General features: G+C 50.8%; 20 protein-coding genes, 2 tRNA genes and 1 pseudogene. 8 read left to right on the top strand and 15 right to left on the bottom strand.

Annotated features, from left to right (window positions below; genetic code table 11):
• Window positions 1–147 precede the first annotated feature (147 nt).
• The 6 genes from BN4314_RS04360 to purH form a co-directional block, all read right to left on the bottom strand.
• Window positions 148–1590: a histidine kinase gene (locus BN4314_RS04360; protein ID WP_082911164.1), complete on the bottom strand. Its 1443-nt coding sequence runs from the start codon at window positions 1588–1590 to the stop codon at window positions 148–150.
• Complete coding sequence (locus BN4314_RS04355; RefSeq protein WP_068539989.1) at window positions 1587–2882, bottom strand: hypothetical protein; 1296 nt, start codon at window positions 2880–2882, stop codon at window positions 1587–1589. Before BN4314_RS04355 ends, BN4314_RS04360 begins: the two co-directional genes overlap by 4 nt.
• Before the next feature lie 116 nt (window positions 2883–2998).
• Window positions 2999–4240, bottom strand: coding sequence for an MFS transporter (locus BN4314_RS04350; RefSeq protein WP_068539987.1), 1242 nt, complete (start codon window positions 4238–4240; stop codon window positions 2999–3001).
• A gap of 247 nt (window positions 4241–4487) precedes the next feature.
• Complete coding sequence (gene nifJ, locus BN4314_RS04345; protein WP_068539983.1) at window positions 4488–8021, bottom strand: pyruvate:ferredoxin (flavodoxin) oxidoreductase; 3534 nt, start codon at window positions 8019–8021, stop codon at window positions 4488–4490.
• Between the two features lie 358 nt (window positions 8022–8379).
• Complete coding sequence (locus BN4314_RS04340) at window positions 8380–8988, bottom strand: hypothetical protein (protein ID WP_068539981.1); 609 nt, start codon at window positions 8986–8988, stop codon at window positions 8380–8382.
• Window positions 8989–9127: 139 nt separating this feature from the next.
• Window positions 9128–10747 (bottom strand): bifunctional phosphoribosylaminoimidazolecarboxamide formyltransferase/IMP cyclohydrolase, encoded by a 1620-nt coding sequence (purH, locus tag BN4314_RS04335; protein WP_068539977.1) that lies wholly within the window; start codon window positions 10745–10747, stop codon window positions 9128–9130.
• A 218-nt stretch (window positions 10748–10965) separates the two neighbouring features.
• Between purH and BN4314_RS04330 the strand changes: the two genes are divergently transcribed.
• Window positions 10966–11613 (top strand): GNAT family N-acetyltransferase, encoded by a 648-nt coding sequence (locus tag BN4314_RS04330; protein WP_021734467.1) that lies wholly within the window; start codon window positions 10966–10968, stop codon window positions 11611–11613.
• 91 nt (window positions 11614–11704) lie between these two features.
• Here BN4314_RS04330 and arcC read toward each other — a convergent pair whose 3' ends face one another.
• Window positions 11705–12670 carry a carbamate kinase gene (arcC, locus tag BN4314_RS04325; protein ID WP_021734768.1) on the bottom strand — a complete coding sequence of 322 codons (966 nt, stop codon included), beginning with the start codon at window positions 12668–12670 and terminating at the stop codon, window positions 11705–11707.
• Between the two features lie 279 nt (window positions 12671–12949).
• Here arcC and gluQRS point away from each other — a divergent pair, with 279 nt between their 5' ends.
• A complete protein-coding gene (gene gluQRS, locus BN4314_RS04320) occupies window positions 12950–13999 on the top strand; it encodes a tRNA glutamyl-Q(34) synthetase GluQRS (RefSeq protein WP_082911163.1) in 1050 nt (349 codons plus the stop codon).
• Window positions 14000–14056: 57 nt separating this feature from the next.
• Window positions 14057–14147: transfer RNA gene (locus BN4314_RS04315), tRNA-Ser, on the top strand.
• Window positions 14148–14510: 363 nt separating this feature from the next.
• Here BN4314_RS04315 and BN4314_RS04310 read toward each other — a convergent pair.
• The 5 genes from BN4314_RS04310 to BN4314_RS04290 form a co-directional block, all read right to left on the bottom strand.
• A tRNA-Arg gene (locus BN4314_RS04310) sits at window positions 14511–14587 on the bottom strand.
• Between the two features lie 131 nt (window positions 14588–14718).
• Window positions 14719–15084 (bottom strand): hypothetical protein, encoded by a 366-nt coding sequence (locus tag BN4314_RS04305; protein WP_068539976.1) that lies wholly within the window; start codon window positions 15082–15084, stop codon window positions 14719–14721.
• Window positions 15085–15246: 162 nt separating this feature from the next.
• Window positions 15247–17316, bottom strand: a complete 2070-nt coding sequence (gene fusA / locus BN4314_RS04300; protein WP_068539975.1) for an elongation factor G — start codon at window positions 17314–17316, stop codon at window positions 15247–15249.
• 234 nt (window positions 17317–17550) lie between these two features.
• The gene (locus tag BN4314_RS04295) at window positions 17551–18285 is read right to left on the bottom strand and encodes a LytR/AlgR family response regulator transcription factor (protein ID WP_068539973.1); all 735 of its coding nucleotides are present in this window, start codon (window positions 18283–18285) and stop codon (window positions 17551–17553) included.
• Window positions 18286–18392: 107 nt separating this feature from the next.
• The gene (locus BN4314_RS04290; RefSeq protein ID WP_187369546.1) at window positions 18393–19019 is read right to left on the bottom strand and encodes a LytR/AlgR family response regulator transcription factor; all 627 of its coding nucleotides are present in this window, start codon (window positions 19017–19019) and stop codon (window positions 18393–18395) included.
• Window positions 19020–19468: 449 nt separating this feature from the next.
• Between BN4314_RS04290 and rlmD the strand changes: the two genes are divergently transcribed.
• Complete coding sequence (rlmD, locus tag BN4314_RS04285; RefSeq protein ID WP_068540810.1) at window positions 19469–20662, top strand: 23S rRNA (uracil(1939)-C(5))-methyltransferase RlmD; 1194 nt, start codon at window positions 19469–19471, stop codon at window positions 20660–20662.
• Between the two features lie 204 nt (window positions 20663–20866).
• On the opposite strand, the gene BN4314_RS08265 is transcribed toward rlmD, so the two are convergent.
• The 3 genes and pseudogenes from BN4314_RS08265 to BN4314_RS08420 form a co-directional block, all read right to left on the bottom strand.
• The gene (locus BN4314_RS08265) at window positions 20867–21052 is read right to left on the bottom strand and encodes a hypothetical protein (RefSeq protein WP_222859679.1); all 186 of its coding nucleotides are present in this window, start codon (window positions 21050–21052) and stop codon (window positions 20867–20869) included.
• Window positions 21053–21346: 294 nt separating this feature from the next.
• Window positions 21347–21523 (bottom strand): annotated as a pseudogene (locus tag BN4314_RS08425) (hypothetical protein); the annotation flags it as partial.
• Window positions 21520–21693 (bottom strand): amidase domain-containing protein, encoded by a 174-nt coding sequence (locus BN4314_RS08420; RefSeq protein ID WP_148424893.1) that lies wholly within the window; start codon window positions 21691–21693, stop codon window positions 21520–21522. The pseudogene BN4314_RS08425 and the gene BN4314_RS08420, both read right to left, overlap by 4 nt.
• Before the next feature lie 84 nt (window positions 21694–21777).
• Between BN4314_RS08420 and BN4314_RS04275 the strand changes: the two genes are divergently transcribed.
• The 4 genes from BN4314_RS04275 (at window position 21778) to BN4314_RS04260 (ending at window position 26794) form a co-directional block, all read left to right on the top strand.
• Entirely contained in the window at window positions 21778–22080 is a 303-nt protein-coding gene (locus BN4314_RS04275) for a type II toxin-antitoxin system RelB/DinJ family antitoxin (protein WP_068539969.1), read from the top strand.
• The gene (locus tag BN4314_RS04270) at window positions 22080–22403 is read left to right on the top strand and encodes a type II toxin-antitoxin system RelE/ParE family toxin (RefSeq protein ID WP_068539967.1); all 324 of its coding nucleotides are present in this window, start codon (window positions 22080–22082) and stop codon (window positions 22401–22403) included. Before BN4314_RS04275 ends, BN4314_RS04270 begins: the two co-directional genes overlap by 1 nt.
• A gap of 195 nt (window positions 22404–22598) precedes the next feature.
• Window positions 22599–23255 carry an SIMPL domain-containing protein gene (locus BN4314_RS04265; protein WP_068539965.1) on the top strand — a complete coding sequence of 219 codons (657 nt, stop codon included), beginning with the start codon at window positions 22599–22601 and terminating at the stop codon, window positions 23253–23255.
• A gap of 455 nt (window positions 23256–23710) precedes the next feature.
• On the top strand, window positions 23711–26794 hold the full coding sequence (locus BN4314_RS04260) for a type I restriction endonuclease subunit R (RefSeq protein WP_068539963.1): 3084 nt from the start codon (window positions 23711–23713) through the stop codon (window positions 26792–26794).
• Window positions 26795–26801: the final 7 nt, after the last annotated feature.

The raw sequence follows: 26801 nt of genomic DNA, 5'->3' as shown, positions 1-26801 counted from the left end.
ATAGCTGGACGCAGCGTAAAGCCCAATGCTAAAAACCGTGCGAACTTGTGCGCCATAGCTGTGCATGAGTCTTTATATAGTACGTCAACAACGTCCAAACGTCACTTTTGAACATTTTTTGTTCGAATTACTCTGGGATAGCTCACACTAAATGAGGTCAGCTAAGGCATTACCCTCATCACTCACATTCTCATCATCATGAGGCGCAGCGTTAACCAATCTCAAAGTGACAACCGTACCTTCACCTTCTCGACTCATAATCTCAACTCCAGAACCCACACCAAAGAAGCGCTCTATGCGCTCAGCAACATTGGAAAGAGCAACGCCAGCACCTCGGCCATGGGTGCCAGAGGCAATAGTGACCGTTTTGTCAGAAGTATCCAACAGGCGCTCAGCCACCTCTGAGCCCATCCCCAAGCCATCGTCTGCAACGGCAATCATCACGTCATCGCCATCCCGCACCACCTGCACATCAATATGCAATGGGCCTTCATCACGCATAGCGTGACGGACAGAATTTTCTACAATGGGCTGAATGAGAAAGCCTGGAATACGAATAGCTTCGCAACCTGCTTCTATATGTTCTGTCTCGATAATACGATCTGCACCAAAACGCGCTTTTTCAATCTTGAGGTAGCGTCGTATTTGTTCCAACTCCAGCGAAAGTGGAATGAGAGAGCGAGAGCTATCCAGCGTATACCGATAAAAAGACGAAAACTCACGCAGTAAATTACGTGCCTTGGTGGGATCAACACGCGTAAACGATGCGATGGTATTGAGCGTATTAAAGAGGAAATGCGGGTTAATCTGCGCCTGTAATGCTTTAATCTCCGCACGAGCGGTAAGTTCTGCTTGACGGTCTACCTCATAGCTGTAGAGCTGAATCGAGAGTAATTCCGAAAAACCACGCGCAATGGCAAGCTGCGTACGATCAACATCGAGACCGTGACGGAAGTAGAACTTAAGAGTACCTACCGTGCGATTTGCCACAATCAAAGGCACAATAACCCCAATGGGGTGGGGCAATATACCTTGGGGCTTTTGGGGAGAATCTGAGGCATCCCATTCAGCTTTATCAATATCAGCATAGGTCTGCATATGCCCACTCTCAAGTACTTCTTGTGTGGGTCCAGAGACGGGAATATCAAGGGGAAAATCTACGCGCTCCTCTCCGATATATGCCAAAGTAGTACGCGTATCAGTCATAGAAATTGCATTTGCTTGCGTCTCGGGCAGCAAAATACGACAGACGCGTTCACAATTTTCAGCTGTCAGGCCACCGCTCATATAGTTGAGCGTCTTGGATGCCAGACGCAAGGTGCGCTCAGTGGCTTCAGAGCGTAGATTATCTGGCATCGCTGTCGAGGTACCCACCAACACAATTGCCACTGCCAAGCCGCCGCCCGCAATCATCGTGGCAGCAAAATTTGCCGCGGTGATACCCCACGCAAGCAAGATAACCAAAAAGACAGCCGCCGCAATAAAGGTACCGTGCACCACAGTATCTTGATTGCGTCTAAACCAACTAGAAATACCTGACCATTCAGAGCTATGCAACGAGTCTATTTTGTTATTTTGAGCTTCGCTCATCTCTGCTCCTCTTCAATATTGGGAAGCAAATCCCGAGAGGTCAACGGAGCGCTTGCCATCGTATCGTCTGAGATTTTCTGATGTAATGACTGTACGGTACCTGACTGCAGAATTTTTCGAGCGATAAGATGATCGTCCCAGAGCATGGACATTACTCGTGGCCAATACGTCTGAAACTCTAAGTAACGCCCTGATATGTTTTGTGCCCACTCTTGTGCTTGTTTGAGACCCCTGCGCCATATAAAAAAATACGACAGATGTTCTCGGCACGTAATCGCGCGGCGCAAAGACGTATGGGCAATACGGCTATAAAGCTCATCTTCGGTAAGCCATGGCGCGGGATACGGCATAAGTGAAGCGGGGCGGATTTGTCGCATGCCTATCGTGGCATTAGTGCGCTTGAGTTTGGCAACCTCATAACACCAACGATAGACATCCTGCAAAAAAAGGGCTGCATGAGAAGGAATGGGGGGCGGCAAATGGCGCACGCACCATTGCGAATCAAACCATACGTCCATTCCATACATCCTCAGGTTCAGCAGGTAATCAAGGCCTTCTCCGCGGGTAATCATGGGATCAAAAGCAACCTTTGTAAAAGCTTCTGCAGCAACAGAGAAGCAGCCACCGTAAACGGTATTTGAACGAGAAATACGGGTACCCGAGAGCGCGTCACGCATCCACTGGTTAAACTCGCGATGCATACCCCAGTATTTATCACACCAACGCGTACGACCCTCATCTGCATAAGGGGACCCATCTTTGGTGAGGTAATAGCCCGTCTTTGCCAAAATTGGCAAGCCCTGCCTATTGGCATTGCCAAGCCCATAAACCGCATCCAACAAAAAATTCTCGTCAAGAACAACTTCGTCGTCATCCAAAAAGACAACCGTGTCGTGCCCCAAAACTGCAGCTACGGCCAACCCCATATTGCGAATAGCACCATAGCCGCGCAACGACAAGCAATCTGAGCGCATGCGCGGTGCGATATGTTCCACCGCTTTGCGAATGCTGCGCGCTTCCGCATTGCCCACAATCAACAAATTCAAGCGGGTATGTGCACGGCAAATGCTCTCCACACGTGCGCGCGCCGCTTCCTCGCAACGCCTATCGGCCACAAGCAAAACCACCACACGCAACACACCACGCACTTGCTCAAGGCTGGAAAGACAAAGCTCAAGTTCAGGCATGGGTTTCGTCACATGTGTCGCATGATCATAGCTACCAATTTCGCCCATTGCGGGCAGCCAATCGGCATCTGTCCAATATGAGGGAATGACAATGACCGGGTTCAAGGACTACAACCTCTGTTCAGCCGTATGGTTCATCACTACTCCTATTCTAGAGTATGAATCGCCTCTTACGCACGACATAAAGCTGAGGTTGCAGCTCTGATGGGTCTTATGAATCCTTACTCGCTGGGAAGCTTCCTGAGCATGAGCCACCCCACTACCAACAGCAAACCAATCGAGAGCACGCCAATGGATGAACTGCCTGTTGCAGCAGTCACACCAGCAACAATAGCGGTACCCATAACACTCGCGTAGCGGCCAAAGATATCGAAAAAGCCATAGTACTCGTTGGATTTCTTCTTGGGGATGATCTTGCCAAAGTAGCTGCGCGACAAGGCTTGCACGCCGCCCTGAAAAAGACCGACCGTAATTGCGAGAATCCAGAACTCAAGCGCAGTCTTGAGGAAGAATGCCGCAAAAAGCACAATGCCGCAGTACGCCAAGACAGCAATACGGATCATTTTAAGCGTGCCATACTTCCCCGCCAGCATGCCATAGGCAATTGCCGAGGGAAAAGCAACAAATTGAGTAATAAGCAGTGCAAGTACTAGCTGAGTTGAGTCGATACCAAGCGCTGTGCCATAGCTCGTGGCCATGGCAATCACCGTATGTACACCGTCAATATAAAAGAAAAACGCCAGCATATAGGTAAGGATAATTTTGTTTTGACCAATCTCGCGCATGGTGACACCAAGCTCATGGAAAGTTGCTGTTACCCCTGTCTCGCGCGCCTCACGCCAGTGAATCTGCTTGTAGCTCTTAAGCAGAGGAATGGTAAAGGCCAACCACCAAGCAGCTGTAATAATAAAGCTCAGACGAGTAGCGGTCGCCGTATCAACCAAACCTGTACTTGGACCAGCAAAAATCAAAACCAGCGAAAGAATGAAAGGCACGCAAGAACCGATATAGCCCCAAGCAAACCCTGCAGAACTGACATTATCCATGCGTTCGTCGGTAGTAACGTCCGTGAGCATTGCATCATAAAAAGTCATGGACGAATTCAATCCAATGGTACAAATGACAAACACCACAAGAAATGGCGTTGCTCCCATAGGCACTGCAAGGGCAAGACAGCCCACCAAACCCGTGAGAAAGAAGCCCAAGAAAAACTTTATTTTCATATCACGACGATCGGCAAGCGAGCCAAGTAGAGGCATCAGGATAGCTACTACCAGCGAAGCAATGGTTTGGGCCAGACCCCAAAGGACTACGAGGCGATCGGAGTCCCCACCCTTGAGGAGGCTATTGAAGTAGATGGGTACAACAGAGGTATTAAGCATGACGAGCGCTGAGTTACCCACGTCATAGCCGACCCAATTGCGCTCTTCACGCGTAAATTTAAAGCTCAAAAAACCTGCCATGGTTCCCCTCTCCGCCCACCGACACTATTCTCATAGTACGAGTTATTTGCATTTTATATATCCACAGAGCCCGTTAATCGGTAGGTAGAGTATATACGAGCGATTCTGCACACACTACTGAAGTCTCCTGCTGCCCCATGGCAGCTCCCGGCACCGTAGCGCATATATCCACTTGTGTAAGCAAGACAAAAAAGAGCCCCTCCGACTGGGAGGGGCTCTCAAACGTAGCTGATGCTACAGCGAAGTTTTACACCTCGGAGTAGACCTCCTTGAGCTTAAGCAGGTGATCATAGCGAGCCATGGCCGCCTTCTCGTTGTCCTCAAAGAGCTCTTCAGCGCGCTCGGGGAACGAACGCATCAGACCTGCATAGCGAGCCTCATTCTGCAGGAACTCCTGATAACCACCCTTAGGAGCCTTAGAGTCAAGAGAGAACTTCTTGCCCTCGGGAGCCGCGGGGTTGTAACGGAAGAGGTTCCAGTAACCACACTCGACCGCGCGCTTCATCTCCTCTTGGCAGTGCTGCATACCACCCTTCTTGATGGAGTGGAGCTCGCATGGGCAGTAGCCAATGATGAGGGACGGGCCATCATAAGCCTCGGCCTCTTTGAGAACCTTGAGGAGCTGCATGGGGTTGGCGCTCATGGCAACCTGTGCAACATAGACATAGCCGTAGGTCATCTCAATCTCAGCCAAGCTCTTCTTCTTAAGTTCCTTGCCGGCTGCGGCAAACTGACCAAGCTGGCCCAAGTTGGAGGCCTTAGAAATCTGACCGCCTGTGTTGGAGTAAATCTCGGTATCAAAGACGAAGACATTAACGTTGTTGCCAGAAGCAAGAACGTGGTCCAGGCCACCAAAGCCAATGTCATAGGCCCAACCGTCGCCGCCAAAGATCCAGAAGCTCTTCTTGGTGAGGTACTGCTTGTTGGCAATAATACGCTTTGCCTCGGGGGTATCCACATTCTCAAGCAAGGCAAGTAGCTCGCGAGCAGCAGACCTGCTGGTCTCATAATCGCCTCGACTATCCAACCAGAGCTGAGCAGCCGCCTTGAGTCCTTCGGAAGCATCAGAAGCAATAATTGCCTCAGCATCGTTTACAAGCTCCTGCTGGATTGCCTGATAACCGAGATACATACCAAGGCCGTGCTCTGCATTGTCCTCAAACAAGGAGTTATTCCAAGCAGGACCATGACCCTGACCGTTAACGGTATATGGAGATACGCCGCCGGGGTTACCCCAAATGGAAGAGCAGCCAGTAGCGTTAGAGATGAACATGTGATCGCCGTAGAGCTGGGTAATAAGACGTGCGTAAGAAGTCTCAGCGCAGCCTGCGCAAGAGCCAGAGAACTCAAGGAGAGGCCTGTGGAACTGACTACCCTTTACGTTATCTGCAAAGAGCTCGGGCTTCTCAGCAACATGTGCCACGCCGTAGTCAAAGCTTGCCTGCTCAACAGCCTCGTCAGCCTGGGGCACCATCGTAAGAGCATCAACCGGGCAAATCTTAGCGCAGTTGGTGCAGCCCATGCAGTCAAGCGGAGACACGGTGATGGCAAACTTCAAGCCATCCATACCTTTGCCCTTGGCATCAGCCATACGCATGGTCTCGGGTGCAGCTGCAACTTCTTCGGCGTTAAGCGCAAACGGACGAATGGTTGCATGGGGGCATACAAAGCCGCACTGGTTGCACTGGATGCACTTGGTCTCGTCCCAGTGAGGCACGATAACTGCTGTGCCACGCTTCTCATACTGAGAAGCACCAGTCTGCCACGTACCATCTGCGTAGGGCATAAATGCAGAAACAGGCAGGCTGTCACCATCCATGAGGTTAACTGGCGTAGTAATAGCCTTGACCTGAGCGACGATTGCGTCACGACCAGTCAGCTGAGCCTCAGGCGCGTCATCGGTGGCGTTGGCCCAATCTGCAGGAACATCAAACTTCACAAAGGCGGTAGCACCAGCATCGATTGCTTTGTGGTTGGAATCGACGATAGCTTGACCCTTCTTGGAGTAAGACTTTGTAGCAGCGTCCTTCATATACTGGAGGGCATCCTCGGCGGGAAGAACCTTAGCCAGTGCAAAGAAGGCAGATTGTAGCGTCGTGTTGGTGCGCTTGCCCATGCCAACCTTCGCGGCAAGGTCAATAGCGTCAATCAGATAAACCTGAATGTTGTTCTCGGCAATGTAGCGCTTTGCTGCTGCATCAAGATGCTTGCCCAAATCTTCAGGGGCCCACTGAGAGTTAATCAGGAAGGTACCGCCAGGCTTGACGTCCTGGACCATCTTGAAGCCCTTGTCAATATAGCTGGGATTGTGGCAAGCAACAAAGTCTGCCTTGGTAACGTAGTAGGGCGAACGAATGGGGTTGTCACCAAAGCGCAGGTGGCTAAGGGTAACGCCGCCGGTCTTCTTGGAGTCATACTGGAAGTAAGCCTGAACATATTTATCGGTGTGGTCACCAATAATCTTGATGGAGTTCTTGTTTGCACCAACAGTGCCGTCGCCGCCAAGGCCCCAGAACTTGCACTCGATAGTGCCTTTTGCTGAGGTATTGGGAGCGTAGGGATCCATGGGAAGAGACAGGTTGGTGACATCGTCAACAATGCCAATGGTGAACTCACGTGCAGGTTGATCCTTCTTGAGCTCTTCAAAGACGGAGAAGGCTGCCGCAGGAGGCTCATCCTTGGAGCCAAGGCCATAGCGGCCGCCAACAACCGTGAGATTAGCCATGCCAGCCTCATACAAAGCGGTAACAACATCCTCATAAAGAGGCTCACCGATGGAGCCGGGCTCCTTGGTACGGTCAAGAACAGCAATCTTTTTGACTGTCTTGGGAAGAACGCTGGTGAAGTGGCTGATGGAGAAGGGACGGAAGAGATGGACCTCAACCAAGCCAACTTTCTCGCCGTGCGCATTGAGATAATCGATGACTTCCTTGAGCGTATCGCAGAAAGAGGCCATGCAGACAACAACACGGTCAGCATCCTCGGCACCGTAGTAATTAAACAGGCCGTAATCTGTGCCGAGCTTGGCGTTGATCTGCTTCATATAGTCTTCAACGATGGCAGGCAGTGCATCATAGGCACCGTTAATTGCCTCGCGATGTTGGAAGTAGATATCGCCATTCTCGTGGCTACCACGTGCGGTGGGGTGCTCGGGGTTCAGAGCGTGATCGCGGAATGCCTGAACAGCATCCATATCTACCATATCCGCAAGCTCAGCGAAGTCCCAAGTAGCAACCTTCTGAATCTCATGACTGGTACGGAAACCGTCAAAGAAGTTTAGGAATGGCAGACCACCCTTGATGGCTGCAAGGTGAGCTACAGGAGCGAGGTCCATAACCTGTTGGACGTTACTCTCGGCGAGCAGAGCAAAACCAGTCTGACGTGTAGACATAACGTCCGAATGATCGCCAAAGATGTTCAGGGCATGCGTTGCAACCTGACGAGCAGAGACATGGAAAACGCACGGCAGACGCTCGGCAGCAATCTTGTACATGTTTGGAAGCATCAGCAACAGGCCCTGCGATGCCGTATAGGTAGTCGTCAGTGCGCCGGTGCCCAAAGAACCGTGAACGGTGCCAGAAGCGCCGGACTCAGATTCCATCTCGATAACCTTGACTGGGGAGCCAAAGATGTTTTTGAGACCCTGTGCTGCCCACTGGTCGACATGGTCGGCCATAGGGCTAGACGGGGTAATCGGGTAGATGCCCGCTACCTCCGTAAAGGCATACGACGCCCACGCCGCCGCCTCATTACCGTCCATAGACTTAAAAGATCGAGCCATGGTACTCCTCTCCTAGTACTATCCGAACGAACTATTTATTCGCCCGGCCTAATCCCCCATACACTACGATATCCGTCGTAGTGTCTACATATACAGGACGCACAAGAAACGCTTCTACTCTTACGTGCCTGAGTTGCCTGCACTATATATGTGCGCTGTATATATACATAATAATGTAATAAACCATTTTGCACCTCAGCTAAAGCCTAAACCGCGCTTTACATGAGAATATTTTGCCTGTTAAATGCCCTATATTTAGTAGGAATTAAAAAGTTCCCAGCGTGTCTGCTTGCATTCAGCAAAAATCCGCTCAAACAATATGCAGCCTTTGCGAAGGAAATCTGAATCGCGAAAAAAGTTAACTAAAGCTTGCCAGCAATTTTTGATAGTCTGCCGCCATTTGCTTGGCATACTTTCCAAGTTTCCCGGCGGCAGCAACAACACCGTGCTCATCGGACACCAAAAATACCTCGTCAGCTGCGGCAAGGGCTTGGGCATCAGAAATTTGTGCTTCATACGTAAACTGCAGGTGGTGAGCCACCATGAGGTCGCTTACCAAAGAGCTGGCACCCGCAAGCTTCTCGGCTGGATCAAGATAGGAGGTAATCTGCCCTGCTGTTACCGCCCAGAGAGTCTCAGGTGCAACACCTGTACGTGAAGCCTCTGTCTGAGCCTGCATCGCACGCTGGAGCAAAGCATTGATGCTGGTGTCACCCAGGGCTTTGTAAGGCCCCACACTCATCGCAGCCTGACCCTCTTCGTCAACTACTACCATGAGCACCCCATCGAGATTGCCTGCGGCTCCATCAGCCAAGGTCCATTCAATGTGCTGTTTTGCCCAAGAAACCAAGGCAGGATCAACGCCGCGTTGGGAAAAGGCGCGTAGATGACGATTTTCGAGTGGCAGGCCTCCATTTGCCAAGCGCCAACGGCAAATCAGTGAAGGTGTTCCTAACTCAAATGCCATATTTAGCTCCTACATCTCAAACAGCATCTCTTGCAGCGAATATCCCGCAGCTAAGGTCATGCCTCTTGCAGCGTATTTCTTGTCATGCAAAAGGGCGAAGCCACACATCACAGCTCCGCCCTGCGTTTCTTGGTAAAGCTTAGTGCCTAAAGTGGCGTCTGCCCGTAAAGACCATCGTGATGCCATACTCATCACAAGCAGCGATGGACTCGTCGTCACGAATGGAGCCACCTGGCTGAATAATCGCCGTCACCCCATGTTGAGCAAGCAAGTCAACACTGTCTCTAAAGGGGAAAAACGCATCAGAGGCGGCCACGAGATTTTCAGGAGCAACACCCATGCGCTCACAAGCTGCCTCAGCACGCTCGCATGCCATCAGCGCCGAATCAGATCGGTTGGGTTGGCCCGGACCCATACCAATACCCGCACGATCTTTGGCAACAAGAATTGCGTTGGACTTAACGGTCTTACACACCTTCCAAGCAAAAAGTAAATCATCCCATTCGGCATCAGTTGGCTTGCGCTTGGTAGGCACCTCGAAGGTCGCAGGATCCTCATCAACACGGTCAGTTTCTTGGACAAGCAAAGCGCCGTCAATCGTACGCATCTCCAGAGAGACACCCGCATCAACACCGCCCGTCTCAAGCACACGGAGGTTTTTACGCTTTGACAGACGCTCAAGGGCTTCGGGACTGTAGCTAGGAGCAATCAGCACCTCGACGAACTGCTTGTTCACATCGGCAAAATGCTCAACCAGCGATAGAGGAACCTCACGATTGACCGCAATAATTCCGCCAAAGGCGCTCTTGGGGTCACAGGCAAAGGCACGATCGTAAGCTGTAGTTACATCAGCTGCTACAGCAGAACCACAGGGGTTTTGGTGTTTGAGAATGATAACAGCAGGATCCTCAAACTCACGCACAGCAGCCCAGGCAGCATCAGTATCCAAGAAGTTGTTGTAGCTCAGCTCTTTGCCCTGAATCTGACGAGCCATACCGAGGGAGTGGGCTGGGGCGTCAGGCAGATGATAAACCGCTGCGGACTGCTGCGGGTTCTCGCCATAGCGCAAGCTTTGTTGTTTGGTGGCGGTCACCGTCAATGTCTGCGGAAAATCAAACTCAATTGAGCTATCAAAACTCGCAACTTTGTTGTCGCTCGATACTTGGCTTGCGAGATATTCTGATATGGCACTATCGTAACGCGAGGTCGTCTGAAAAACCTTGAGAGCCAGCTGACGGCGGGTTTCAAGTGTAGTAGCGCCATCATGTGCACGCATCTCATCAAGAATTCGATTGTAATCGGCAGGGTCAGACACCACCGTCACAAAGTCATTATTTTTTGCGGCAGAGCGCAGCATGGAAGGGCCGCCGATATCAATGTGTTCGATGGCATCTGCAAAGGTAACGTCGGGTTTGGCAACGGTTTTCTCAAACTCATAGAGGTTAACGACAACCATATCGATCATTTCGATGCCATTGGCTTTGGCATCTGCCATGTGTTGCTCATCGTCTCTGCGGCAGAGCAGGCCACCATGAACACGTGGATGCAGTGTTTTGACACGACCTCCCATCATCTCAGGAAAGCCCGTATAGTCATCGATGGCGGTAACCTTTACACCGCCATCCACCAGCGCTTTTGCAGTACCTCCCGTGGAGATGACCTCAACGCCAAACTCGTCGGCAAGCGTTTTGACAAACTCAACCACGCCCGTTTTATCGGTTACTGATACAAGCGCCCTTTTGATGGGACGTTCTGACATAGACCCTCCCCAGTTTTGGTGCTGACAGCGACAAAATAAAGATACACCGAATACAATCGCTTGGCTTTCTAAGAGCCAAAATAATGCTTGGACACCATGACAGGTGAAGGTAAAGAGATCTCAGAGCCAGGGATGGATTGTATTTTTGGCAGCCTCTTTGCTCTCAGCTAAGATGAGAGCATGATGTGATAAGAACGAGTTTCTCAAGAGGATTATTCATGGACACACAACAAGACGTCGTCATTCGCGCTTTTGATGTAGAGCATGACTTTGATGCGGCGTGGAATCTTATGAGATTCACCTGGTACCGTGGCGTAGAGCCAAAAATTGCTGCAGCCCTCTCGGGCGATGAAATCTGTTTTTACCTCGTACGAGCAACATTTGCAGTGAGCGCATGGCGCAATGAAGAGCTGCTCGGCTTTACATTTGCTCGCCATGGTCTGCCAAGTGCCACTCAACAGGCAAATTGGGATAGAGCACGAGCGCTGGTCAACCAGCAATACGGTGAAGTGTTGGCGGCCATTCCCGATGAGGAAGGCTATCAATGCGAGATTGACGCATATCGCCAGATGCTTGCTCAAGCGCAACTCAAAGAGGATGACAGCGTGCTCTTGCTTGTAGTAAATCCTGCAGCGCGTGGACTTGGTCTTGGCAAGAAGCTTTTTACCGGAGCGCTTGACTACTTGCGCGCGGCGGGAGCACAGAGTGCCCATCTTGTCACTGATACCGATTGCGACTGGAGCTTCTACGACCATCTAGGGCTTACGCGTTTGGCTGAGCGACATAATGACTCGCCTACCGCCCTGCAATCAGACGGGTACTTCTTGTATGGCTACAACTTTGAGGACGAAAGTCTCTCGTTTTAAGTGCTGTACATCTCCACCGCCTTCACCGTAGCTACAAAAAGCCCCGCCGCGGGGGAGGCGGCGGGGCGTGGAGAGGTATGAGAGCGCAAACTTATGCGTGGATGCGCGTGCCGGAAAGACCAGCCATTGCCTCAGATGCCTTCTCGAGGGAGCCAATGATGCAGACGCGGCCCGGGCGGCTCTCTGCAAACTTGATGCCAGCCTTGACTTTGGGCTCCATGGAACCCTTGCCAAACTGACCCTCCTCGACATACTTCTTGGCCTCTTCAACCGTAATGTCGGTGAGATCCTTCTGATCGGGTTTACCAAAGTTAATGGCAACGTGATCAACAGCGGTCAGCAACACAAGGACGTCAGCAGAGCAATCCTCGCCGAGGAGCTCGCCGCCCATATCCTTATCGATAACAGCAGCCTGTCCCTTGTAGGCGCCCTTGTCACTGTAGTCGCGGACAACAGGGATGCCGCCGCCACCGCAAGCAATGACAATGAAGCCATTGTCAAGCAGATTTAAAATGCTCTCGTACTCAACAATTTTCTTGGGCTCAGGAGATGCGACCACACGACGATAGCCACGGCCAGAGTCCTCAACAAAGACCATATCGGGGTGAGCTGCCTTCTCGGCATCTGCCTGCTCTTTGGTAAGGAAAGCGCCAATGGGCTTGGTGGGGTTTTGGAACGCGGGGTCGTCGGGATCGACCTCAATCTGGGTCACGACGGAAGCAACATGCCAGCGCTTGTAAGCCTTGTGCATGGAAGCACCAATAGCCTGCTGCAGGTGATATCCAATGTAGCCCTGAGACATAGCACCGCATTCAGGCAGATCCATGGTTGGGATCTTGGGGTCAGTCTGATTTGCAAAGGTGAATGCCTTCTGAATCATGCCAACCTGAGGACCGTTGCCGTGGGTAATGATGATCTCATTGCCCTGCTCAATAACCTTAAGCAGGGTGGGAGCAGCCTCGCGAACTCGACGAATCTGCTCTTCGGGGGTATCGCCGAGAGCGTTGCCGCCAAGGGCGATAACAACGCGGTTGGGCTTACCATACTTCTCGCTCATGTTCTCTCCTTCTAGCGCGTGTAGACAACAGCAATAATTGCTGCAGACTTTAACAGACTGCGCAATATTAGCGCGCAATCCATAAAGATATGTGGCGATAATATCGCATTCTCTAAACGGTATATTTTGCAATCCTAATGGTGGTTGGGCATAACGCTGAATTAGTGAATGGATATATATAGATAATCATGCATTGTAATAAATGTTACAGAAATATTTCATGCACCTACAGCCTAGTCTATGCAAAAATGTTTTGTTCAATTAAGACTAAGGTGAAAAATGACAGGCTTTTCTTCTCATCAAAACCTCAAATTTGCTCCCACAACAGAAAGCGCAGACACTATTGACGCAACAGCAGCTATGCCATCCAAACTTGTAGGGAGGTTTGCGCCAACCCCTTCGGGACGCATGCATTTGGGTAATGTGTTTTCTGCCTTACTTGGATGGCTTGCTGTGCGTAGTGCTGGTGGCAAAATGGTGTTGCGCATTGAGGATCTTGACCCGCGCGCACAGCAGCCTAAGCTTGCAAGACTGTTAATGGATGATTTGCACTGGTTGGGCCTAGACTGGGATGAAGGTCCCACTTATCAAAGCGAGCGCAAGCAAATTTATGAAAGCGCTCTTGAGTTACTCAAAAGTCGCAAGCTTGTCTATCCCTGCTTTTGCAGTCGAGCAGAGCTACACGCCGCAAAAGCTCCCCACACGTCTGATGGCACCTACATCTATCAGGGAACCTGCCGCAATCTCTCCCCTGCTGAAATTGCGGACAAGTCTCACATCAAAAGACCTGCGTATCGATTGCGCGTACCTGAGTTAGGTAATCCAAAAGAGCTGGTCGGTTTTGATGATTTGATCTGGGGCCATCAAGAGGAACACCTTGCACAAGACTGTGGTGATTTTCTTATTCGCCGAAGTGATGAGGTTTTTGCCTACCAACTGGCGGTTGTTGTAGATGATGCGGCTGCAGGGGTTAATTTGGTTGTGCGTGGTCGAGATTTGCTGGGCTCGGTAGCGCGGCAAACGTATCTTGCAAAGCTTTTGGAACTGCCCGTTCCTCGCTATGCACATGTTCCCCTGTTGATTGCTTCTGATGGACGACGCCTTTCAAAACGTGAACAAGATTTAGATGTGGGATTTTTACGTGCAAAAGGAGTGAGCTCCGCGCGTTTGATAGGTGGCTTAGCAGCGCTCGTTGGACTTGCACCACCAGGAATTGAGGCCTTACCTGCGGATTTATGTCAATATTTTGATTGGGATACGCTTCGAAACCATCGTAGCGATATTGTCATAAATGATGAAGTCCTGCAGAGCTTAGGCATTTATCGATAATTTGCGCATTGTCACACTATGCAAAAGCCAAAAATGCGGTAACATGCTCTAGCACATGGAGAGCTGGCCGAGTGGCTGAAGGCGCACGCCTGCTAAGCGTGTATAGGGCTTAACCCTATCTGGGGTTCAAATCCCCAGCTCTCCGCCAGAACATTACTGACCCCTATCAACGTTTCCGCTGGTAGGGGTCTTATTTTATGTAATTTAAATGTGTAGGAATTGCGTATAAGGCGCATAAAGCCACTTTTGAGCGCATGAGTTCCGCTATTTGAAACGCAGGTGGGATACAAATCACAGATGGTTCGACTTTCGAAGTCGCACGTCACAAAAGACCAGGTCAGAATTTACGCTCGTCCGACAAACGAACCATCTTTCAGCAAACTGCTCGAGAAACGAACCATCTTTCGGTAAGCAGTTCGAGAAACGAACCATCTATCGAAATATTTGCTGCGCAGGAGAGAAAAAACCATCTATAGCAAAACAGGCACCCGAAGGTGCCTGTAATATTCGCTGGTGCGGCGTACAGGATTCGAACCTGTGACGTTCTGATTCGTAGTCAGACCCTCTATCCAGCTGAGGTAACGCCGCGTGCAAGAAGTACTATGACATCCCATTCAAATGATGTCAAGAAAAACTTGCAATCAATATCACTCGTAACCCATTGGAAAAAATCATCGCTTAACCCTCAAGGTCTAAGCAAGAAAAGCGCTCACTATAAATTAGGCTTCACAAAATGGCCGATAAAGCTGTCCATCGTGAGCAAACGCCATATAAACATAGGGAAGCTCCGCCCTATCAAGACGATCTTGCACTTCGGAGAGCCACTCAATATCCCCTAGCTCACCAGCAAAAAGGAATCTAGTTAAAAAATTCTGTTCTTCAAATTCTGTACACACTTTCAAACTGGAGCGTTTCAAAATAAGTTTTTGTGTATGAGAAGGATCGCCAAAAAGCGCCTGTGTATCTGGACCCCAGGAAGTTTCATATATTTCTATCCCGTCTTCGCTTTGCGTATAGCCAAGCTCGCGATACTCGCCGCCACCCATATCAATCTTATGGATACATTGACTTTTTTCCCTTAGCATAGCGTCCTCCCTAGTCAAAATATAGAACAAATGTATCACATTATTACAAGAAATAGTACATATGTTCTTCTCAATGTATTTTTAAGCCCGCTACGCAAAAGAGGAGCTGCCAGCGCAACCCCTCTTCATTTCACATGCCAAGATTGATATCTTCGCTACGAACTAGCGACCTTCAGCTCGACGATCACGATATTCCTGAGCTAAACGCTCCTGGACATCGTGAGGCACCTGCTCATAGCTGGTAATTTCCATCTCAAACTCACCGGTACCGCGAGACAGTGAACGCAAACGCGTCGCATAGTCGGTTACCTCGGCATAGGGCACCGTCGCCTCCACGATAGTGGAGCCCAGCTGATTGCCAGAGCCCGCCTCCATGCCTTCAACCCGGCCACGGCTAGCCGATACATCACCCATAATAGAGCCAGCATAGCTCTCGGGAACGGTAATGGTTAGATGTGCCATGGGCTCAAGAATGACAGGTTCCGCCTGCTCAATGGCCTTTTGGAAACCAATGCGTGCGGCAGTCTTAAAGGCCATCTCGTTAGAGTCGACGGGGTGATACGAGCCATCATACACGGCAACCTTAACATCAATCATTGGATACCCTGCAAGAACACCGTCACGCAGGGTCTCCTGAATGCCCTTGTCGATAGCGGGGATAAAACCACGCGGAATATGCCCGCCAACAACCTCGTCGACAAACTCATAGCCAGCACCAGGATTGGGCTCAACGCGCAACCAGCAATCGCCAAACTGACCTGCGCCACCGGTCTGCTTCTTATGACGACCCTGAGCAGAAGCAATGCGACGAATAGTCTCGCGATATGGGATACGCAGCTTGACTGTATGAGCCGTAACGCCTGCACGTTCCTCCAGACGACCAAGCAGCACGCTGACCTGCGCCTCACCTATAGCAGAGATAACGGTTTGGCCAGTCTCCTCATCACGGTCGACACGCAACGTAGGATCTGCATCAGCACTCTTTTCGAGGAAGGCAAAGAGCTTGCCCTCATTGCCGCGAGCATCAGGCTCGATAGCAATGCGATACAGCGAGTTGGGGAAGCGGAACGACGCAGCTTCAACTTTGCCTGTTGCAGAAAGAGTATCGCCAGTCATGGCATCCAGCTTGGGCACAACACAGATGTCGCCTGCAGCCACAGACTTAACATCGGTCGTCTCCTTGCCAGTCATGAGATAAAGGTGGCCTAAGCGCTCACTCTTGCGTGTACGCGCGTTGTTGAGTTCAAGACCCGGCGTAAGTGTACCCGCCAACACTTTGAGGAAAGAAAGACGACCATTTTGCGGATCATTGAGACTCTTAAACACAAAGGCAACAGGGCGGTCATCATCAGGTGAAATATCAAGTTCCTCACCATTAACAAGAGGCACGCGACCAAAGTCAGCCATTGCAGGAAACCAGCTGACAGCAGCATTCATAAAGGAAATGATGCCCTCTTCGCGGACACAAGAGCCCGCAAAGACGGGAACAAATATGCGCTCACGCAATGCCTTATCAAGCAGCCCCTCAATTTCCTCAGTAGTGATGGGTTCACCCTCGAGGTACTTCATCATCAGTTCGTCATCAGCCTCAACGACCAAATCCGTCAAGGTTTCATGAGCCTTCTGAGCCTCTTCGAGATACTCAGCTGGAATCTCGCTTGTAACAGGCTTGCCATTCTCAAGATGACGCGCTTCCATGCGAATAACGTCAATAATGCCAGCAAAGTCATTGCCCGTACCCATGGGAAGGGTTACCGCAGCAAGGTTGTTGCCAAAATGCTCACGAAGCTCTTCAAGAGCCGTATCAAAATCGGTTTCTGCACGATCCAGACGATTAATAAACAACGCACGGGCAAGACTCAGCTCTTCAGCAGCAAACCACAGACGAGTAGTAATTGCACCAGCTCCAGAGGCTGCATCCACGACAAAAACAGCGGTTTCGCAAGCGCTCATCGCCGTGTATGCATCACCAACAAAGTCGGGATAGCAAGGGGCATCGAGGACATTGATCCGCATGCCATTCCACTCGACCGGGGCAATCGTCGTGGAAATCGAAAAACCACGCGAACCTTCTTCGGTGTCGTAATCCAGCGTGGGTTTGGTACCAGCATGTCCGCCAAGACGGCTCGTCTTTCCCGTCAAGTGAAGCATAGCCTCGGCCAGCATGGTCTTTCCCACGCCGCCTTGGCCCACAAGGACTACATTCCTGACCTTTCCTGAATCTGTGCCCATGGTTCCTCCTTCTATTGAAGTAATGGCGAAGAAAGGGCGCAAAAGCGCCATTGGGCACACAATAACCTACGCATGGACTCGTATAAACAACTCCTCGGGCAAGTGCTGCAGCAACGCGGCAGACGTAAGTTTTTTATCTTTTGTGCAAAGAAATCCAGAGTCCTGCCATAATGCAAGCGCAGCCTCCCGCTAAAAGGACAACTCAGCAAAAATCATCATTTGCTAACTCCTCTTTTATAGAAAGACATGGTTTAACCCAGCCAGTTCTTGGCAAGCAAAGCGCAGTTCTTTTACGTATCGACGACTCACAGGCAAGCAAATCCCACCTTGTAACGTCACGCTTTGCTTATCAATCTTTTCTACAAAATCGCAGTTAATGAGATAGTTTCGATGGCAGCGCACAAAGTTATGTTCAGCTAGATCACACTGAATTTGTCTGAGCGAACTAGAATAGCTCGTTGTATGCAGTTCGGGTCCCCAATAGCAGGTCACATAATGACTTTCAACCGAGAAGTAGCGAATCTCCCGAATGGCAAGAACAAAGTGCTCCGTGCCCGAGTGCGTATGTAGGTATTCACGCTGAAGTTGCAATTTTACCTGCGCTGCAGCGCGCAAACACATTCCCAAACGCACGAGATAGTTTGGATCAAGTTTGTACAGAAAGGTAGATGCACCCGCCAAATAAGCTAGATATTCTTCCTCAGCATCGCATGAACTGACAACAATAAACCCTTGATACCCTAAACGACGCAGATCTTTGCTTATCTTAATACCTCCACCTAACGGCAAATTGGTATCCAAAAAGAGAATATCTGCTGGACCTCGTTTAAATACTGCTTGATACAGAGCCTCGGAACCGCTCACCACAACAACACGCACGCCTAACATCTGCTCCGCAGAAATTGCGCGCAGCATCTGCACCGTTCGTCTGCGCATTACGTTATCTTTATCAGCTACGAGCGCACGCACCTCATCACCTTTCTCTCTAGAACCAAAATCTAAAGCTGAAAAATCGCGAGTTATAAGCGTGCCAAAATCCCTAGCGAAAGATGTCAAGCTGTCATGGGCACATCGGCTCAACCAAAGCGTGCGCGTGGAAATGTTTTGAGGCGCTCCAAGGCTGTACGATAGCGACGACCCACGGGGAGCTGCTCGCCGCTCAACAATGTCAACTCGTGCTGGCGGGCATCCGCAATATAGCTTGTGTTGACCACATAGCCGCGGTGGCAACGCACAAAGCCTAAATTTGCAAACTGCTCCTGAACATCGTCGAGTGTCGAACGGTATTCTAAACTCTCAACCATCTGTCCCCAGTGACCACAAATTGTGTGACGATCAACCGAAAAATATCTCACTTGAGATAGTGGTACTGGATGAGCGCCTTCGCTCCCCCTCAGTCGAATACTGCATCCTTGCAGATCGTCAAGCATGCATACCCGTGTAGTATGCACTGCTTTACCAAGACGCTCTGCAAAATCGTTGCTTCCTTTAACCAGATAATTTGTAGCGCCAGCATCCAGTGCATCAAAGACTGAATCCGCATCTGATGCGGTGATGCATATTGGTCCACGGTAGCCTTTTTGCCGCAGAGTTTCTGTTAACTCAATTCCACTCTCATTCGGCAAATCTCTATCAATCAACACCAAATCTGGTGGCATCAATGAGTCACACGCAATCTGCAACAGCACCTTCGTACTTGGCATGACCCTCGCTAAAATACCTGAGTTGCTCGCGCGCCCTATCTCTGCCAACAGATCTACAATCTGCCTGCATGCGTCTCTATGTGGATCGTAGACCGCAACAACCATCGTGGCCTCCGTCCCGTGAGCGCGCCGCGCAAGAACGCCAAGCAAGCATCAAGACAGATAATGCGCGACTATACGAATAAAAATCCTTTTATATGCTTTATGGTCGCGAGCATTTATCTGTCTGTGTTGATCAATGTCACCAACAGCATCTTTTTGTCCCCAATGACAGCTCTGGCGCAATCTCGCCTGAGGTAGCTTTGTGTTCGAAGCCATGACATTTCCTGTGGCCGGAGCCGTGCTTTTATGAACGGTGCGCACTCGCTCACTCGTGATGACGAACAACTTTTTTTCTGTGCTGCGCATTGAGCTTAAATATTGCGGGCAGGTACTCTACACTGATGAGCATGGGATACAAGACATACACCTGTCCAATAGCTCGCTCGTGCGGAGGCTGCGAATGGCTCGCGGTCCCCTATCCTGTGCAACTGCGCCGCAAGCAGGAGTGGATTGAGCGGCTTTTCGCCGACCTTACCAAACAAGACAAGACCGAAATCTCACCCATTGTCGGTGTACGTGGAGAACCTCTTGCCTACAGACATAAGGCAGCGACTCCTTTTGCACCAGCAGCCAAAGGACGCCTCCGCTCGGGATTTTATGCAGCAGGAACCCACCGTATTGTTTCCTGCGATACTTGTCTTGTCGAAGATCCTCGTGCACGTCATATTTTGCAAGAAGTTGCCCACGTAGCAACACGCCTGCGCATTCCTGCCTACAACGAAGATACGGGGCAGGGAGTCCTCCGCCATGCCATTGTTCGCATGGGCTGGAAGAGCAAAGACGTACTGCTTACCATTGTCACCAACGGACGAGAAGTTCGCAGGCTTAGTCGCTTTACCGATGAATTAAAACGTATGTGCCCCGAAGTAACCTCGTGCGTTCAAAACGTCAACACGCGCCACACCAACGCAATGCTCGGCCGAGAAAATCACGTGCTGTGGGGCAGTGGTGTTATGCATGACGAGCTACTCGGCTGTCGTTTTGAAATTGGTCCTATGAGCTTTTACCAAACCAATCCGGCACAAACCGAGGTTTTATATCAATTGGCGATTGATGCGGCACAGCTTGAGGAGGGGGCGCAGGCACTCGATGCATACTGCGGCACAGGCACTATTGGTATTTGTGCAGCAGCTCAGGCACGCGCGCATAAGGTAGACATCAAAATCACTGGCATAGAAACAGTGCGCGAGGCAATCGGCTGCGCTAAACGCAATGCTGAGGCTAATCTCCTAGAAAATAACTGCCACTTTTATGCAGCAGATGCAACGAATTGGCTCACTACACGTAAGCCTCAACAAAATAATTTTGACATTGCCTTGCTAGATCCACCACGCGCAGGGTCTACTGTGGAGTTTCTCACCGCGCTTTCCCAGGCACAGCCTAAGCGTATCGTCTACATTTCCTGCAATCCTCAGACACAGCTACGGGACCTGCGCATACTTCGTGAGCTTGGATATCGTCTCGATCAGTTAACCGCTGTCGATATGTTCCCTCACACCAAGCATGTCGAGAGTGTTGTGTTGATGTCAAAGGCTGATTAGGTGGGTGCAAGTTTGCCCTTGTGTAACGGAGCTTAGCGAGGACTATCGTTAAAAGGTTTAAGGAACGGCTGTTTTAAGCTGGGTTTTCGCTATTTTTGAGCGTGTTTTGACTGTTTGAGGAAACATGTCGACGGTGTAGGGTCGGGTGCACAGGATGGATAACACGCTTCGCTTGTGTTGAAAGCTGTAGATTTTTATATGGTTTTACTGCCGCCTTGTCTTGCATTGTTCCCAGAACACTAGTAGTGTCACCACGGCACCGGCCAAGATTGTAGCAACGGTGTTAATCTGCGTTCCAGGGCTCCAAGCATAGCTAATAACAGGCAATTTCAGCACATCGCAGCATATATACTCGCCAAAGACGATGGTCAACAGCGTTATTATAATCACTGTCGTATCCACGATAGCTATAATCTTTCTGCTGCGCTGAGAAGTAGTTATCATGGCAACCAATAACTGGATCAACGCAGCAACAACCCCACACGCCATAAGAGCGCAAAACGGAGCATACAGAGCAGAGGTGTTCCACCAGAAGCGATAAACTAGTATTACTAGGCCTACCAGCACAGCTAGTAGAGGTACTAGCTGTAACCTATTCCCTTTAACGGCGTACACGATAGTAGTTCCTTTTCTATTTGAGTCCAGCCATCCACCATCCCAATTAAGGTAGCTTCTGGTATGCTGGACAAACCGTAACTTTCCACCACTCTTGGTGTGGACGAAGCCCACATGATTTATAGTGCCATCACTTGTGAAGTCTACAGCAATGAAATCTCCGCTACGGACATTAGACACGAGACTATTCCAGTACTTTGCGCTATAGCTAGACACCATGTAGCTCTTGAAAACATTGGCATTCATCCATGATATAAAGCGATTTCCTTTCGATTTCCACCACCACCCCTTATTTTGATCAATATTGGGCCCATTGATATGCCACCGGCGTATAGAATCTGCGAAGCAAAATTAGCGCAGTCAACAGAGGATCCATACCATTTCTTTTCCTCGCCATATTTACTATAAGTGTATATATCAGTCGGAGAATCCTATTCATGTAAATTGTATTGCAATATGCGACACAATTATGTATGGTATGAATATGGAGGTTGATTGATATGGCAGTTACTAAAACAGCGAATGTGAATGTGAGAATACAAGCAAATATTAAGCAGCAGGCGGAGAAGATTCTGGAAACTATTGGAATTCCTAGGGCTACTGCTATTGACATGTTTTATCGTCAAATCATTCTTAATAAGGGTATTCCGTTTTCGCTTACTATTCCGAAGTCGCTTCCGGCACAAGATGATATGGATGAGAAAACGTTTAACGCGTTGATGGCTAAAGGTTATGATCAGGCGGTTCGTGGTGATAGTTATCCGATAGATGATGTTTTTGAAGAGCTTGACCGAGGTCTTTAATGGGTGAGTATAAGATAAAAGTTACTCGTCAGGCGAAAGGGCATCTTGCACTTATTCGAGAATATATTGCCACTGAGTTAAAGGAGCCGATAGTAGCTAAAAGAATGCTCGAGCTGTTGAAGACGGAAATGATGTCTTTACAGACAATGCCTTATCGTGTGAAGTGTATAGATGAGCAGCCATGGGGTGAGCTTGGTTTTAGAAAAATACGCGTAAAAAATTATTACATTTACTTTTGGGTTGATGAGAATAAAAAAGAAGTCCAAATACTTGCAGTTATTTATGTAAGAAGAGATCAGTCTACGCAACTGGAACAATTGTAATGTAACGCACTGCCAAGTGAGTCTTAAACCTTTTAACGATAGCTTTTCCTATCGTTAAAAGGTGCGCCCAATATCCATGCTGTTCACTCAAAAAAGTGTAGACATACTACCCGTTCACTCAATCCATGTAGAAACGGTCGCTTTGATGTCTAAGGTGGAAAATAAGCACTGAATCAGTCAAAAGAAGGAGCGGCGATGGGAAGAATTATCAAAGTCACGGGAAAAGGCAATCTTTCCGTTAAACCAGATATCATTTGCCTGCTCATCGAGGCTGATGGAGTTTATTCTGATTATGCAAAAACGATAAAAAAATCTGCACACCAGACAAAGTTGCTGAGGAAGGCCTTGGAAAAATCTGGTCTTTCAGGAACAGATCTCAAAACGACACACTTTTCAATTCAATCCGAATATGAACGCTACCTGGATGAGAACGATAATTATAAAAGTAGATTTGTAGGTTATAAGTTTGAGCATGAGACCGAAATTAAATTCCCAAATGACAATCAGCAACTCGGTCGCACACTGTATGAACTGTCATGCTGTCCTGTGGAAGTAGAATTTACCATCCAGTACACCGTCTCCAATCCGGAAGATGTTAAAAACGAGCTTCTCAAGAAAGCCGTGGAGGATTCCAGAGCAAAAGCAAAGATTTTGGCCGAGTCTGCGGGGGTAGCGCTGGGAGAAATTGAACGCATTGATTATTCATGGGGAGAGCTACAAGTTGTTTCTCGCCCTCTTGAGTTCATGGCAGAATCTTGTGCTCCCCCAGCTGGCAGATCGTATGATATCGATATTGAAGCCGATGATATCGATGTGGGCGATACGGTAACGATTGAGTGGGAGCTCAAATAACACGTTCGCAAGCTAGGTAGTTAAGGACAGCGCTCTCAATCTTTATCTAAAGAAGAACTGCCGATGTCGAAAAGCTGGACCAGAACACGAAAGGTGTCCTGGCTCGTAGTTATATATGGGGACACCTTCTAAATCTTTGCTTATCATGGCAACATCTGCCACGAGAGCTAGAGCGCCTGACAAATGAAGGCTTATTGACATCTCGAGACATTCCGTACTCCAGTTTTACACCTCGGGGAGCTTCGCAAACGATAGAGGGGCCAAGATGGAATTCTCGGCCCCTCTCTTTATCAAACAGCGCAGCTAAAGAGTTCCCATCTTCTACGGTAACCCATCGACCATTCGGCCCATCTTCAGTCGAAGGGACTCCATCCAGTTCACCAAAAATTGCTGATGGTAGAATAACGCCTGTTAGTCGTCGTTAACGACATGGCAAAGCTACCTAAGGTATCAGCATGAAGCACGCTTATATAGAGTACGATTCATCGCGAATCAATGAAGACTGGTTCGAGCAGGTTATCGTCGAGCATCTCGTCGACAACCTCGGATACGACCATCTTTATGGGCCGGACGTCCGCCGCTCCTCAGATGACTACCGCGATGTGTTCCTTCCCGACGCATTGCCCGACGCTCTGGCGCGAATCAACAAGGGGCTCCCCTCCGCTGCAATCGATGAGGCCATCCTCAAGATTTCGAACGTCGAGGGTGACACCTTGGAACAGCGCAACGAGACCTTCAACGATTACCTCCAGTCGGGCGTCGAGGTGCGCTACTTCGACGGCGAGCAGGACCGGGACGAAATCGTTCGTCTGCTCGACTTCGACGATCCCGGCAACAACGACTTCCATGTCGTAAACCAGTGGACGTTCGTCGAGTACTCCGAGAAGCGTCCTGATGTCATCGTGTTCGTCAACGGCATGCCGCTTGTCATGTTCGAACTCAAGTCACCCTCTCGCGAAGAGACGGATGCCTCTGACGCCTACAAGCAGCTCCGTCAGTACATGCGCCAGATTCCCAGCATGTTCGTCCCCAACGTCTTCTGCGTCATGAGCGACATGTCCGAGACGCGGGTGGGCACCATCACGGCGGACGAGGACCGCTTCGTGGCCTGGAAATCCGTGGACGGGGATTACTCCGAGACCAAGGCCGCGACGTGGAAGACGATGCTCGACGGCATGCTTCCCAAGGAGCGGCTGCTCGACATCGTCCGCAACTTCGTGTGCTTCAACGACTCCAACGACAGGATCGTCAAGATCCTCGCCGCCTACCACCAGTACTTCGGCGTACGCAAGGCCATCGTGCGGGCTGCAAAGGCCGTAGAGGGCGACGGTAAGATTGGCGTGTTCTGGCACACACAGGGTTCCGGCAAGTCCCTCTCCATGGTCTTCTTCGCACACCTGCTCCAGAGCAGGCTCGACAGTCCGACCATCGTGGTCATCACGGACCGCAACGACCTAGACGACCAGCTCTACGGCCAGTTCGGGCGCTGCTCCGCGTTCCTCCGCCAGACACCGGTCCAGGCGGAGAGCCGCAAGGACCTCAAGGACCTGCTTGAGGGGCGCGAGGCGAACGGCATCATCTTTACCACCATGCAGAAGTTCACCGACGGCGATGAGCCCCTGTGCGACCGCAGCAACGTCGTCGTTATGGTCGACGAGGCCCATCGCGGCCAGTACGGCCTCACCGAGAGGATGGACGCCTCCGGCAAGGTCAGCGTGGGCGCGGCCCGCGTGGTGCGCAAGGCGCTGCCCAATGCCTCCTACATCGGTTTCACCGGTACGCCCATCGCGCTGGAGGACCGTAACACCAGGGAGATATTCGGTGACTACATCGACGTCTATGACATGACACAGTCGGTCGAGGATGAGTCGACGAAGCCCGTTTACTACGAGAGTCGCGTGATGGCGCTCCGCCTCGACGAGAACGCGCTCGGGCGCATCGATGACGCGTACCGTGAGTTCGCCGATCAGGCCGACGAGGCAACCGTGCAAAAGTCCAAGCGCGACCTGGGCGGGCTGGACGCCATCTTTGATACTCCGGAGACCATCGACGCTCTGTGCAGGGACATCGTCGAGCACTACGAGGAGAACCGCGCCGACGTACTTGCGGGCAAGGCGCTCATCGTGGCGTACAGCCGTCCCATCGCGATGAAGATTTACAAGCAAATCATGGAGCTGCGCCCCAGTTGGAAGGACAAAGTCGGCGTCGTGATGACGATGTCCAACCAGGACCCCGAGGAGTGGTTCGAGGTTTGCGGCGGCTCCAAGCACAAGAAGGACATGGAGCAGCGCTTCAAGAACGATGACGACCCGCTCAAGATCGCCATCGTCGTGGACATGTGGCTCACGGGCTTCGACGTGCCGAGCCTGTCCACCATGTACGTCTTTAAGCCCATGAAGGGCTACAACCTCATGCAGGCCATAGCTCGTGTGAACCGCGTCTGCCGGGATAAGGAGGGCGGCCTGGTCGTCGATTACATCGGCATCGCCCGTGCCCTCAAACAGGCCATGAAGGACTATAGCAACCGCGACCAGTCAAACTACGGCAACATGGACGTCGCCGCGACGGCATACCCCAAGTTCCTGGAGAAGCTCGACGTGTGCCGCGACCTCATGTATGGCTTCGACTACCGCAAGCTTATCTTCACAGACAAGAAGGCCGAGCTCGCGAGCGCGATCGCGGAGGGCGTCGACTGGTTGCTCGAACCCAAGCGGCATGACGACGCAGAGGAGTTCCTCAAGCAATGCCAGCTCATGAACCAGGCCCTCAGCCTGTGCAAGAGCCTGGTCTCGCACGAGGACCAGCACGAGGCGGCATACCTCTCGGTCCTGCGCGTCCAGGTGCTTAGGCTCACGGGGCGCAAATCCGGGGGTTCGGGAGGCATGACCTACGCGGAGTTCAACAAGCAGGTGACCGAGATCCTGCAACAGACCGTCCATGCGGACGGGGTCCTCAACCTCTTCGACAGCCAGGACGTCGAAATCTCCCTCTTCGATGAGGCGTTCCTCACCGAGGTCGCCAATATGAAGGAGAAGAACGTCGCCGTCGAGAGCCTAAAACGTCTCATCAAGGAGCGTGTGCGGGCCTACCAGCGCACGAGCGTAGTCAAGGCGCAAAAGTTCAGCGACATGCTCCAGGGCACGCTCAACTCCTACCTCAATGGCATGCTCACCAACGCCGAAGTCATCGAGGAGCTCGTCAAGATGGCCAAGGACATGATGAGGGACAGGACCGACGCCGAGAAGCTCGGGCTGAACGACGAGGAGATGGCTTTTTACGATGCCATAACCAAGCCCGAGGCGGTCAAGGATTTCTACGACAACGACCAGCTCGTGTCCATCACGCGGGAGCTCACCGAGACCCTGCAGAGGAGTGCCACGATAGATTGGCAGAAGAAGGAGAGTGCCCGGGCGGGCATGCGCCGCGCGATCAAGCGCCTCCTACGCAAGTACAAGTACCCGCCCGAGGGCGTCGACGACGCCATGGAGACGGTCATGGAGCAGTGCGAGCTCTGGGCCGACACGAAGATCTACGAATAGGAGCCGA

Origin of the sequence: Olegusella massiliensis (genome assembly GCF_900078545.1) — a bacterium.
In the GTDB taxonomy this organism is placed as follows: Bacteria; Actinomycetota; Coriobacteriia; order Coriobacteriales; family Atopobiaceae; genus Olegusella; species Olegusella massiliensis.
Note: the sequence above shows the minus strand (reverse complement) of the source record. Positions and strands in the feature narration are given on the sequence as shown.